The following is a 12,905-nucleotide window of genomic DNA, read 5'->3' as shown; positions in this document are numbered from 1 at the left end:
AAAATGATAATAGGCTCCCAACATCCCTGCTGTGTTTTGGTGATGGGCAAATTCTAATCGTGTTTTTTCAGCTAGGCTTGGCACCAAGGCCGCCTTCAAGGCTGTGCGGATCTTCGGTTTGAGGATAGCCTCTTGCCCCATGATCCCGCCACCGAGAATGACCACTTCTGGATTGGCAACGTAGCAAATATTTGCCAGACCTTTCCCAAGGTAGTCTACCATGCGGTCAATACCAGCCATACAAATCTTGTTTCCTTCAGTAGCTTCCTTGAAAATGCGTCGGCCATTCCACTGATCAACTGGATCACCGTGAGCTGTTGCTACATACTCAACCAAGGCTGTCGTAGAAGCAAGATCCTGAAAAGCTCCATCCTGCATGTGCATGTAACCAACTTCGCAGGCCGAATTGCTAAATCCATGGAAGACTTTCCCATCCATAATCAAGCAACCACCGATACCGGTTCCAATGGTCAAGCAAAGTGTGACACTCGCTCCCTTGCCTGAACCAGATACTGCCTCAGCCAGACCTGCACAGTTGACATCATTTTCAATCTCACAAGGAATCGCAAAACTCGTCTCGATTTCCTTCTTGAACTGGGTTCCTGCATAGTTGGGAATCTGAGGACCAGCATAGAAAATCTCACCCTTATCAGGATCCACCATTCCTGCAGAAGAAATGGCAACACCTGCTACTGGGCCTTTTTCTATATAGCTGGCTACGATATCTTTTGTCTTTTGTAAGATATGAGGTCCACCCTTATGCGCCTCGGTTGGCATTTCATGCGATTCAACAAGTTGGCCTTCTTGGTCAATCAAACCATATTTGATATTGGTTCCACCGATATCAATTGCAACGTAGTGTGTCATAAATACCTCCTTATGGATTAGAGGAAGCGCTCCTTGGTTTCACGAATCAATTGAGCAGCTGCTTCTACAACTGGACGATCTTCTTCGGTCACTGGTGTCAATGGTGAACGAACTGATCCAATGTTCAAGCCTTCATTGATTTTCAAGACTTCTTTGATGACACCGTACATATTTCCATGTGCAGAAGTGAGTTTGCCAATGATTGCGTTGATAGCGTATTGCAATTCACGCGCTGTTTCCAAGTCTTTCTCAGCAATCAACTCATTGAGTTTCAAGAAGAGTTCTGGCATAGCACCATAAGTACCACCGATACCAGCTTTGGCACCCATGAGTCGTCCACCTAGGAACTGTTCATCTGGACCATTGAATACGATGTGGTCTTCTCCACCAAGGCTGACAAAGGTTTGGATATCTTGAACTGGCATAGAAGAGTTCTTAACACCGATAACACGTGGATTCTTCAACATTTCAGTGTAGAGACTTGGAGTCAAAGCAACACCTGCTAATTGAGGAATGTTGTAGATAACGTAGTCTGTGTTTGGAGCTGCAGAACTGATATCGTTCCAGTATTTAGCAACTGAGTATTCTGGCAAACGGAAGTAAATCGGTGGAATCGTTGCAATGGCATCTACTCCTAAGCTTTCTGCGTGGCGAGCAAGTTCCATACTATCTTTGGTATTGTTGCAAGCTACGTGAGCGATGATAGTCAATTTGCCCTTGGCAACTGCCATGACTTCTTCCAAAATCAACTTGCGATCTGCCACACTTTGGTAGATACATTCACCAGAAGAACCATTGACATAGAGACCTTGAACTCCCTTATCAATGAAGTATTGAACCAAGGCACGCGTACGCTCTGGACTTACCTCTCCTTGATCATCATAACATGCGTAGAAGGCTGGAATGACACCTTCGTATTTTTTTAAATCTGACATAGATTTTCTCCTAAGATTTCTTTTTTCTGCTGAGAGCAGTTCTATTCTTTACAAGTTTAGTATACACCTTGTGAAAATCGCTTTCAATATCTTATATACACTTAGATTTTAGTTTCTACTTGTATTTTAGAAACTGTAACGATTGAAAGTAGTTTCAGAAACAAGTCATCCTACTGGTATTTGGCGAAAATTTTCTCCATCAATCCTGCTTGGAGAAAGACCAGCAAACCAAAACCAAAGAGGATAAAGGCCGATCCGCCCAAAAGGAGAGTGAAGGCGGACAGATAAAGAACCATCACAATAAGAAAGAGAATGGCTAACATGAGGAAGAACCATGGAAAGTTAAAACTTGCCAAGATAAGCCCTTTTTGCAGTACTTCTTTCCAAGACAAATCATAGCGCGCAGCGATGGGATAACTAGCCAGCATCACCAGAGTGAGGAAGATGAGAATCCCCAAACAAATTGCTTTCACAATCTGGAAAGGCAAAGCAGTCTGGCCCCAGAAAAGATAGAGGTCTAAAAGACTCAGCAAAACAATGCCCAACTCTAGCAAACCTAACTGGAAACCCAGTTTCAGATTTTGCTTGAAGGCTCTTAGATAGGTTCTGAAAACTGGAACTCGTCTGCTTCTCTTAATCTCAAACATGGTTTCATAAAGGCTGATTTTCGCCACTCCAATCGTTACGATGGGCAAACAAGAGACGACAAAAAGAAGATTGACTGTCACAATATCCAAGACTTTCTCACTGAAACGCATGAGAAAATTATCTGTATCAAATGCTGCCTTGATAAGGCTTACTCCTTTTTGTGCCATGTTTGCTCCTCCTGGTTCTTTTAATCAATCAAAATTTTAAAGAGATATTTGCGAACCTTTTCTTCCATCCCTGCGTAGCCATTTGGCTGGTGTGGTTCTCCTGGGAAGAAAATTGCAAAATTGTGATAGCCCAACAAGAGTGGGTATTTTTCATGACAATGGACAAAGCCAATGTCGCTCGCTTCGTCGAATGCTACCGCTTCGTCTTTGATACGTGAACCGTAGCTCGAATATTCATGTCCTTCTACCAGCAAATGCAAGTCTGCATAGTTCTTATGATGCTCAAATTGATTATTTTCAGCTTGATTGAGGACATTTTCCTGAACAACTAGAAAGACCTTGTCCCCGTCAATCTCATACTTACCGAGTTCGAAAGAATCCTTACGGTGCTGATAGAGATAGTCGATAGCCTTGTCTAGATTGGGATGGATTCCCTTGTAAAAGGCGATGTTTTTCAAATCGTCAAAAATCATACTGTTTCCTTCGTTTCTGATAGTTACTAGTTTTCAGTTTCGAATTATCCTTTCTCTATCTCCCTGTAATAGTGCGGACGGAAGCAAATCCCTTCGGTATTTCATTCCTAATTTTTGAGCCTTTTGCTCTTTCATCGTCAGTCTCAAAAATTCCGTCTAAGATAAGCGTTAATTGCTTATCTTAGATACCACTAAAGCGGGAAATAGTTGCCCTAAAACGAACCTACTCTAACTAGTATCATGAAAAGAGTTCATTCTTAAGTTTATAAGTGTCTGACAAAACTTCACGAAGCAACTGCATACTCTCCATTTTGTAGACACTTATAACTCTATATTCTCTTATACTTAATGAAAATCGAAGAACAAACTAGGAAGCTAACCGCAGGCAATACTTAAGTATGGCAAGGTGATGCTGACGTAGTTTAAATTCGATTTTCGTAAGGTCTTAACCTTTGACCGCTCCCATAGTAATCCCTTGAGTGAAGGATTTTTGGAAGACAAGGAAGACGGTTACGATTGGCACGGCTGCAAGAGCTGCACCTGCCATGATCAAACCATAGTTGGTTGCCATTTCAGCCTGCATGGTCGCAACCCCGAGTGAGATGGTCAAGTTTTGACGTGAAGTCAACATAACCAACTGCATAAAGTAGTCGTTCCAAGTATTGATGAAGGTAAAGATTGCAAGGGCTGCAAATCCTGGCTTCACAATAGGGAAGGCTACGCTCCAGAAAGTACGAATTTCACCACAACCGTCGATTTTAGCTGATTCAAGCAATTCTGTTGGAATATTTTCACTGAACTGTTTCATGAGGAAGACCCCAAATGGCCATCCAATCAAAGGCAGGATAACTGCCCAAAGAGTATCATGAATTCCCATGAAGTTGACGATACGTACCAATGGTACAAGTACAACTTGTTTTGGAAGAGCCATGGCAGCGATAAAGACTGCAAAGAGGATGCGTTGACCATAGAAACGTTTTTTAGCTAGTACATAACCTGCTAGAGAAGAGGTTGCACAAACCAAGAACATGGTTACCAGTGAGATAAATACAGAGTTCCACATCCACTGCATAGCAGGGTTTTGCACCATGAGTTGTTGGAAGTTCTCCATGGTTGGCATTTTAGGGAACCACTGTGGCGGAATCATAATGGTATCAGGCTGTGATTTGAAGGCCCCTGTCAAGATCCAGTAGAATGGAAAGATGAACAGCACGGTCAACAAGAGCAAGATAATCGTTGAAATAACAGTAAAAGCTGTTAAGGGTTTCTTTTGTGTAGATTGCATAGCTGTCTCCTTTCTTTAGTATTCTACGTCGTTTCCGAGGATCTTGAATTGAGCAAAGCTGACAATGGCAATCATCACTGCCAAGAAGACACCGATGGTATTTGCATAGCCGTACTCTGTCAATTGGAAGGCTTTTTCGTAAAGGTAGTACATCAAGGTACTTGTTGAATAGTTTGGACCACCAGATGTCAAGAGCTGAATCAAGGCGAAACATTGGAATGAGTTGATGGTCGTAATAATCGCGATGTAAAGGGTTGTTGGAAGAAGGCTAGGCCATTTGATCTTCCAGAAGACTTGGAACTCAGTCGCACCATCAACACGCGCTGCTTCAACAAGTGAGTTGTCAATATTTCCCATAGCAGCGATATAAAGGATAATCGGTTGACCAACAGATGTTGTCAAAAGGATAATCATAATCGCTAGCAAAGCCCAGTTTTTATCACCCAGCCAAGAAATGTTTTGACTGATGATATGGCTTGACTTAAGGACAAAGTTTAGAATCCCTGATAGGGGGTCATAGATCCATTTCCATACAACCGTTACGGCAACACTACCTGTAACTACAGGAAGGAAGAAGACGAAACGATAGAAAGAACGGGCAATGGCGTTTTGATGATAGGTTTGAGATGCTACAAAGAGCGAGAAGAGAACCACAATCGGAACAGATCCAATAACCAGGATAACGGTATTGATCAAAGACTTCATAAAGACAGGGTCTTTAAACATGCGAATGTAGTTGTCCAAGCCCACAAACTCAAATTTCGTCATGGAGTAGTTAAAGAAACTTGTAATGAATCCCATAATCATAGGAGCCAAGACAAAGATGACAAAGAAGAATAACACTGGTGCTAGGAAAGCGTAGGAAATCACTGTTTCCCGCATACGAATTTTATTGACTTTCACAGTCGGCACCTCTCTTTCAAATAGAATAGTTTTTGATTTTCTTGAACTGTTTTAAAATCAAAATGAAATTTTTTAAGATTCGCTTATGTAAGAACTTCATTTTAATTTCGTGACAGTTCCTACCATTTCAAACAAAAGTCCCCCTTTTCTTACACCGTAGTGCACAGGGAAAAGGGGGGAATCAATCTGACTTAGTGCTTATTGTTTTGTAGCTTTTTTGATTGTTTCGTTAGCTTTTTCAGTGAAGGTTTTCAAAGCATCCGCTGGTTTTTCGTCACCATTTGATACAGATTGCAACATTGGGAACCAAAGTGTTCTCATTTCAGCAAATCCATCGATAGTGTTGTAGTATGGTGAGTAGTATTTAGTCCAGCCGCTGATTGTTTCCATACGTTTGTCTTCATAAAGTTTACCAAATGAAGTACGAACTGGGAAGGCACCTGTACGAACTACGTCTTTAGGACCCCATTCTTTGTCATCTGCGATGAATTGAACGAATTTCTTAGCAGCAGCGATTTTCTTATCATCTTTGTTGTTGAATACTGCAAATCCGTTTACAAGGTATTCAAGAGATGGTTTACCAGAGTCTGATGGGAATGGTACTTCTACCACATCTACCTTACTTGCTTCCAAGAGCTTCGCTTGGATACCGTTTTGAGCAGGTGCCCAAAGGATTGTGTATGAGGTTTGACCGTTCGCAAAGTTTTGGATATCTGCTCCACCGTCAAATTGTGAACCATTGTTTAATAGACCGTCCTTGATCCAGCTAGCAGCTTTTTCAAGACCTTTGACAAATTTTGGATCGTCAGTTGTATATTTGGTTACGTCTTTGTCTGTTACAGAACCGCCATAAAGGTTTGCGATGAAGGCACGTGTTCCTTGGTCTCCCCCTTGACCAGAACTGAACAATGAACCTGGAGTGTAGCCTTTATCTTTAAGCGCTTTCAAAACTTTTTCAAAGTCATCAGTTGTCCAACCTTCTTTTACAAGGTTTGCAACTCCAGCATCTTCCAACATTTTCTTGTTCATAGCCATGTAGAATGGAGCTGAACTGATTGGATACATGTAAGCTTTGTCGCCAGCCTTACTTGCTTGTACAATGTTTTCGTTGTTGACGTCTTTGACGAATTCGTCTGTGAAGAGGTCGTTCAACTCAGCCAATTTACCATTTTTACCGTATTGGATGATACGCCCTGGTGCGTCAAAGAGTACGTCTGGCGCTGTTCCTGCTTCAATGGCTGTTGTGATCTTTTCAGGACCTGACTTGAAGTCGATGGTTTCCAATTTCACTTTTACATCTGGATTTGCTTTTTCAAAAGCTTCGATGATTGCTTTTTCATAAGTTCCAACACCGTCACCCGTTTTTTCTTGTGTGAAGACTGGGAATGCCCACCAAGTGATTTCAGTTTTTCCGCTATCGCTACTAGAGCTTCCAGCATCTTTACTTCCACCAGAGTTACCACAAGCCGCAAGGCCAAGAATCGCAGCACCCGCAAGTACTGTACAAGCTAGTTTTCTAAATTTCATTTGTATTCTCCTAATTGATAAGCGTATCCATATTGGATAATGAGTTCTTTAGATTTGTATACGTTTTCATTTTATCCGACGCATCGACCACTCTCCTCTTTTTTGAGATTGTGTTATTTAAGACCGGCAACAAAGCGTTCCGTAATCTCTTTTGGTCTAGTAATCGCACCACCAACAACGATGCCTCGCACCCCATATTCAAGGATTTGTTTGGCTTGTTCTGGTGTATGAATCTTCCCTTCAGCGATGACATCCACGCCGGCATCGCAGAGTTTTTTGATCAGTTCAAAGTCTGGACCATCTACCTTAGGACTATAAGAGGTATAACCTGATAGGGTTGTTCCAACAAAATCAATCCCTGCTTCGACCGCTGCTATTCCCTCTTCGAAGGTACTGGTATCAGCCATTAAGAGTTGATGCGGATACTTTTCTTTGACTTGTCGAATAAAGTCTTGGATTTCCAAACCGTCATAACGTTCACGTTTGGTACAATCCAGAGCAATGACCTCAATGTCTAGTTCAGCCAGTTCATCAACTTCTCTCATCGTAGCTGTAATGAAAGGCTCCTGTGGCGGATAGTCACGTTTGATAATCCCGATAATCGGGAGTTTCGTAACCTCCTTAATCTCCTTGATATCACGAACACTGTTTGCTCGGATACCGACTGCTCCACCTTGCTCAGCCGCTTTGACTAGCAAGGGAATGACTCCTCCCGCTTCTGTATAAAGCGGTTCGTGAGGAAGTGCCTGGCAAGAGACAATGATTCCATCTTTGATCTGTTCAATCAAGGCTTCTTTGCTGATCTGTGGCATCCTCTTTCCTCCCTTTCTTTCTTCTATGGGCTTATTATATATCATTTGTTAAGCGCTTTCAATAGGTTGTGATAGAATAGATTTCAGTTTCAAAACTATTTTATAGAACAGACTATCCTGAAAGTAGTTTCAGACTTCTTATGATTTTGAATCAAGCCGAATTTAATAAAGAAAGATAGCAGGCTGAAAAACCTGCTATCTCTCCTGAGACTTATTCAAATAGCTCTTGCCTATTATTCTTTTCTCTTCTTGCCAAATGCAAACAAGGATAAAAGAACACCTGCAAGACCAAGGGAAACCAGTGAGCTTGTTTCCTTGCTTCCCGTATTTGGAAGTTCATCTTGTTTAGCTGCTGGCGCTTGATAGGTCACATCTTGGCCTAGAGACAGTTTGTTGTCTGCTGCCGCCAATACTAGATTGGTGTCTCCCTTGTACTCTGGAAGTTCATGGACTGCCGCCTCAGCACCATTGACGCCACCTATGTACTCTGGTAGGTCATTTGAAGCTGCTAAGACAAAGTTAGCACCTCCTCTATATTCAGGAAGCTCGTTAGATGCAGCTAGAACCGCGTTAACGCCACCTTTAAACTCTGACAGTTCATGGACTGCTGCCTCAACAGCATTGACACCACCAGTGAATTCTGGTTTTTCTACTGTTGGAGCTGCTTCTTCGCCTACTGTTGCTAATGGACCGGTGTACTCTGGCATCTCTGCCACTGGGGCTTCCTCAGCATTGACACCACCAGTGAATTCTGGTTTTTCTACTGTTGGAGCTGCTTCTTCACCTACTGTTGCCAATGGACCTGTATACTCCGGAACTTCATGAACCGCTGCTTTCTCAGCATTTACACCACCTGTGTACTCTGGCACCTCATGGATAGCAGCTTCACTGCCATTAATACCATCGCTTAGTTTAGAGCCAGCTAAAGAAACTGGTAAATTATGCATGCTTTCAATTGCACCCTCAGCTAGACCTGTAATCCTTTGCCCCATATCCTCTGGGTCTATTGTGAATAGGAGAGTTTTTGTATCGTACTGGGTCATGAAGGTTGCTGTTTTACCATTTGCTAACTGAAGGGTCGGAGCCTTGTTGACCAATACTTCCGAATCAAACTCCATGGCGATAATACCTGGCCATTTTTGGATGGCATATTTTACTTTTGCTTCTTTAGGAGAAATTCTGTCTTTGCTTAAGAAATCCCAGTTGAATTTCTTATAGGATAAAGTATAATCGTTTTGATTGCCATCCGCATGCTCATAAAGCAAACCATATTCGCCATTTCCAAGTTCTTGGAGTGAGTTGTAAGCAAACTTACCACTTTGTATAGGATTGTGTTTTAGCCATGTCAACTCACCATTCTCCTCAACACGAGCCAGGTGAACCAAACCATTGTTGCGTCCAGGACCACCAGCATTGCTGAGTAGAATGTATTCCTTTCCTTCATGCATGGTGTGAATAGCGGACATTTGAACATAAACGTCTTTTACTTGAGGATAACGTTTGATTTCCTTATCCCACGTTGCTCCCCCATCATGACTGGTCGCAACCTGAAGATCACCAGTCAACCCACGCATAAAGAGCTTGAGATCCCCATTATTCAACTGAACAACAGTTGACTCCGTATTTTGGGCGCCTGGATTATTCATTGTTGAAGAGTGAATGGTTTGGTTGCCTACTGGACGGTTATCATTAACTGCTTCCCCTGCTTGCCATGTTTCTCCATGATCATCTGAATAAATTACACGAGATGATTGAGAACCACTTAGGTAGGAAACGTTGTTTGTTGTATAAACTGGAATCACCAATCTTCCCTTATGAGGTCCTGTGCGCAAGGCAATCCCCGTACCAGGTCCAGTTCCTAGGAAGTGCATCCAATCTTTCCGAATCCCATGTGTAATATCTTTTGGTGCAGACCAAGTCTTCCCATCGTCATCACTGTAGGACATCCATAGGTAGTTGGTATTGGAAACTCTAAAAATATTCTTCTCGCTATACTCAAAATAAATATTTCCGATTAGCTCATTCCCTTTATACAAATCCCCCTTATCGCTGTAGGCTGGTTTTTTAGGGTCAACGACAACACGATAATCTGTCTTTCTATTTTGAGGGTCGAAAACCTCTCCGTTTTCTCGAATTGTATAGCGACCTGATTCTCCTTGCTTATATAAAACTTGATAAACTTTATCTCCCACTTGTTCATAAGCTTTCGGAGCTTGCCCCGGCAATGAAAATACTGCCTTACTTTCAAGGAACATGTCATAAATTGCAAAAATTCTCTTTGTTTCAGGGTCTTGCACCAAGGCCATATCAATATTGACTGGAGATGGCCAATCTGCATGTTTAGCGTGCTCATTGTCACGAGGATTTGAGATTACGATTCGGTCTCCCCATGTTTTTCCATTATCTGAGCTGCGACGAACAACCATCCCAATATCTCCCCAGTCAGAATGGTGCAAACGTCTTTCATCCGTTCCTGCAATCAGCGTTCCTTTATCTGTCTTGAGAAGAGCTGGGATACGATAACTCTTGATACCATCTTTATTTGGTTGATTGTTCCTACCACCTTCAAAGACGTCTTCTTTCTCAGTGACTTTTGCTCCCTCAGGAAGTTTCTGTTCCAATTCACCTCTTTCAAATAATTGACTTCGTGTTTGAACTTCATCTGGGCTTAAAGCACGATCGTAAACAGTTAGGTTTCGTACTTGTAGGTTTGATGCCCAAACTGTTTTATTGCCCCGTTTGGTTGCTCCAAGTTGAGCTTGATTAACATCTGGCATATCTTTGATGAAGTTACCAGATTTGAGACTTGTTCGAGATAAGACACCGTTCACATAGAGACGAACTCGACCATGAGGTAACTCCGCTGTCGGTTGTTCGACAGTAAAGGTCACGGAATTCCATTGTCCAGGGCGAACTTTCAAAGGGGCATCTGTATACTTATCATAGAACTGCTCTCCGTTAGCGCCACGCCCTTCAATAAGAGCTGTATTATCAAGGACCGACATAGTAAAATACTCATTTTCCTTGGTGTCACTGGATACCGAGAAGAGATTGTAAAAGCGTGGAGCTGATGCATCTGGTTTGAACTCCATGTGAACTGTAGCATTTTTTAGTTGCTTTAGTTTGTCTAGTTCACTTGATAAATCGACTCTCTGACCATTTGCTGCATTGGTTTCAACATCTTCTTTTTCAAGGACAGGATTAGCATTTTTTAAATCTCTTGAGTAATAGTCACGAGGAATAGCCCCCTGATCCTCTGATTCCTCTTCCTTATTTGCTTCTTCTGTATGGGTTTCCGTAGAGGATGGGGTTTCTGATTCTGCACTCTCATTTTTTTTCAAATGATCTTGATCCACCTCAACGCCGTTGTCTTGAGCTGCTACCAATTTACCAGCCAAATCCTTATCCAAATGAGCAAGATCTCCCGAGGACGCTTCTTTTGGCAATTCTGATAAACCTTGACCAGGTTCGACAGTTTCTGTATTGGCCCCTGTTGCATTGGCTTGCTCTTGAGCTAAGACTGGATTTGCTCCAAATACTACTGTACCAATCACTACAGATGCCGCCCCGACTGCAAATTTTCGAATTCCGTATCGCTGTTTCCGATGTAAAGATTTGTAATTCATGTTTGTCCTTTCATTTTTCATAAAATAAAGCGCTTTCTTTTTCTTTGAAAATTTTTATTGTCTCTCAAGAGACAAGTTTTACAAGAAAGTATCCAACTTAATGAGAGCTCCCAATCCTCTCCCATTTTCTGCTGAGCCCGAGTTTTTAACCACCCGGCAGCCTTTTTCCTCCTTTCACAAGTGACTTTTCCTTTATTATACAATAAAGTCTTATATTTATATCTGTGTTCCCACAGAATAGATTTTACTTTTAAGAATATTTTAATATTTTAAATTTTCTAAAAGTACTTTCAGGTTTTGGACATAAAAAGAGAGCTCCTGGGCTCTCTCATTCATTATCTTACGTACTTAAAAGGAATCTCACTGCCACAGAGCCAGTTATAGACTTGGTCATTGACAAAAACATTCATGGCTTCGTGAGCATACTCTGGCATGATGCGATAGGCCTTGTCGCAAGTTAGGCGGTTGTATATCGCAAACTGGGTAATAGGATAGCAAACATCGTCATCCAAGCCCGTAATCATCTTGACCTCTCCTTTGATACGATGGGCAAGATTCTTCACATCGATATAGGCAAGAGTCGCCATGATTTCATCCTCTGTTTCATGGAAGGGATCGTGGAACTTGAAATAACGGAAGAGTTCATCATAGGCTTCACTGGTATTGCCAATCTCAAGTACTCGTCTAAAGTCGGACAAGAAGGGATAGATGGCAACTGTTCGCTGAATCCGAGGATTGAGCGCTGCTGCAACTAGGGCTAAAGCCCCACCTTGTGAGGCACCATAGCTAGAAAGTCTTTTCTCATCCACCTGAGGCAGACTAGCAATAATTTCAACCAACTGGTAAATATCCAGATAAACATCCTTATAAAAGAGATGTTCACGACCTTCCACAGTACCACGGATGATATGCCCCTTCACCGTATTTCCTAGTGGAGAGCGCAAGCCGTCTTGAGAATAGCCCGACTGACCACGAACGTCCATGGAAACAACACCGTAACCAGCCACAGTATAGGCCAGCATGTCGGCCCAGTCCCAGCCACGTCCCATATAGCCATGAAAGTGGAAGATTAGCGGAACCTTCTCCTCAGTCTTTGGAAGGACGATTCGTGCATAGACCTTGCCTTCATTAGTTCCTTCAAAGGTCAGCTCATAACACTTGACTTGAGGAATGTGGAAATCTCTTTCCTCCAACTGGTAGGCTGGAAGAGATGAAACTTTTTTGACCTCTTCATCCCAGAAAGCATCAAAGTCTTCTGGAATCTCATCCCGTCCTTTATAAGTCTTAATTTCTTCTAGCAAAGCTGGATTTTTCATAGCATGCTCCTTTAGTTTTGTAATCGCTATCATAACTCTAGCATATCTAGGAAGGCAATGCAAGAAAGAATTCTAAATAGAAAGTGATTTTAGATTCTCTTTCCTCAAACCTATCGCCTGAAAGTAGTTTTAAAAATAAAAAGAGCGTTTCCGCTCTCTGTGTATCAATAGGTGCTAGCTCCTTTCTCTAGTTTGACGGTTTGGAATTTCTTTTGGTAGGTTACTTTAATCGTCATGTGAGAGTCCTCGTTTCTTTTTGATGATTCTAGTATAAGGCCCAAACCTAAAAGCTAGCTTAAGTTTTCCTTAGAGAAAGCTTATACTCAATGAAAATCAAAGAGCAAAC

General features: G+C 42.1%; 10 protein-coding genes. All 10 read right to left on the bottom strand.

The window, feature by feature from the left end:
• The coding region (locus HMPREF3057_RS02470) for an ROK family protein (RefSeq protein WP_070696213.1) at window positions 1–867 on the bottom strand (867 nt) is incomplete at its 3' end.
• Between the two features lie 17 nt (window positions 868–884).
• Window positions 885–1,802, bottom strand: a complete 918-nt coding sequence (locus HMPREF3057_RS02465) for a dihydrodipicolinate synthase family protein (protein ID WP_007521192.1) — start codon at window positions 1,800–1,802, stop codon at window positions 885–887.
• Between the two features lie 170 nt (window positions 1,803–1,972).
• The gene (locus tag HMPREF3057_RS02460; RefSeq protein ID WP_000057501.1) at window positions 1,973–2,617 is read right to left on the bottom strand and encodes a YesL family protein; all 645 of its coding nucleotides are present in this window, start codon (window positions 2,615–2,617) and stop codon (window positions 1,973–1,975) included.
• A 20-nt stretch (window positions 2,618–2,637) separates the two neighbouring features.
• Window positions 2,638–3,090, bottom strand: a complete 453-nt coding sequence (locus tag HMPREF3057_RS02455; protein ID WP_070696210.1) for a NanQ anomerase/TabA/YiaL family protein — start codon at window positions 3,088–3,090, stop codon at window positions 2,638–2,640.
• 445 nt (window positions 3,091–3,535) lie between these two features.
• Window positions 3,536–4,375, bottom strand: coding sequence for a carbohydrate ABC transporter permease (locus HMPREF3057_RS02450; RefSeq protein WP_070696207.1), 840 nt, complete (start codon window positions 4,373–4,375; stop codon window positions 3,536–3,538).
• Window positions 4,376–4,390: 15 nt separating this feature from the next.
• A complete protein-coding gene (locus tag HMPREF3057_RS02445; RefSeq protein WP_161800156.1) occupies window positions 4,391–5,257 on the bottom strand; it encodes a carbohydrate ABC transporter permease in 867 nt (288 codons plus the stop codon).
• Window positions 5,258–5,476: 219 nt separating this feature from the next.
• Complete coding sequence (locus tag HMPREF3057_RS02440) at window positions 5,477–6,805, bottom strand: extracellular solute-binding protein (protein ID WP_070696204.1); 1,329 nt, start codon at window positions 6,803–6,805, stop codon at window positions 5,477–5,479.
• Between the two features lie 113 nt (window positions 6,806–6,918).
• Window positions 6,919–7,617, bottom strand: a complete 699-nt coding sequence (locus HMPREF3057_RS02435; protein WP_001135657.1) for an N-acetylmannosamine-6-phosphate 2-epimerase — start codon at window positions 7,615–7,617, stop codon at window positions 6,919–6,921.
• Window positions 7,618–7,850: 233 nt separating this feature from the next.
• Window positions 7,851–11,243 carry an SIALI-17 repeat-containing surface protein gene (locus HMPREF3057_RS02430; protein WP_070696202.1) on the bottom strand — a complete coding sequence of 1,131 codons (3,393 nt, stop codon included), beginning with the start codon at window positions 11,241–11,243 and terminating at the stop codon, window positions 7,851–7,853.
• A gap of 335 nt (window positions 11,244–11,578) precedes the next feature.
• Complete coding sequence (locus HMPREF3057_RS02425; protein ID WP_049479550.1) at window positions 11,579–12,559, bottom strand: acetylxylan esterase; 981 nt, start codon at window positions 12,557–12,559, stop codon at window positions 11,579–11,581.
• Window positions 12,560–12,905 lie beyond the last annotated feature (346 nt).

Source organism: Streptococcus sp. HMSC072D05, from assembly GCF_001815805.1.
Taxonomy (GTDB): Bacteria; Bacillota; Bacilli; order Lactobacillales; family Streptococcaceae; genus Streptococcus.
Note: the sequence above shows the minus strand (reverse complement) of the source record. Positions and strands in the feature narration are given on the sequence as shown.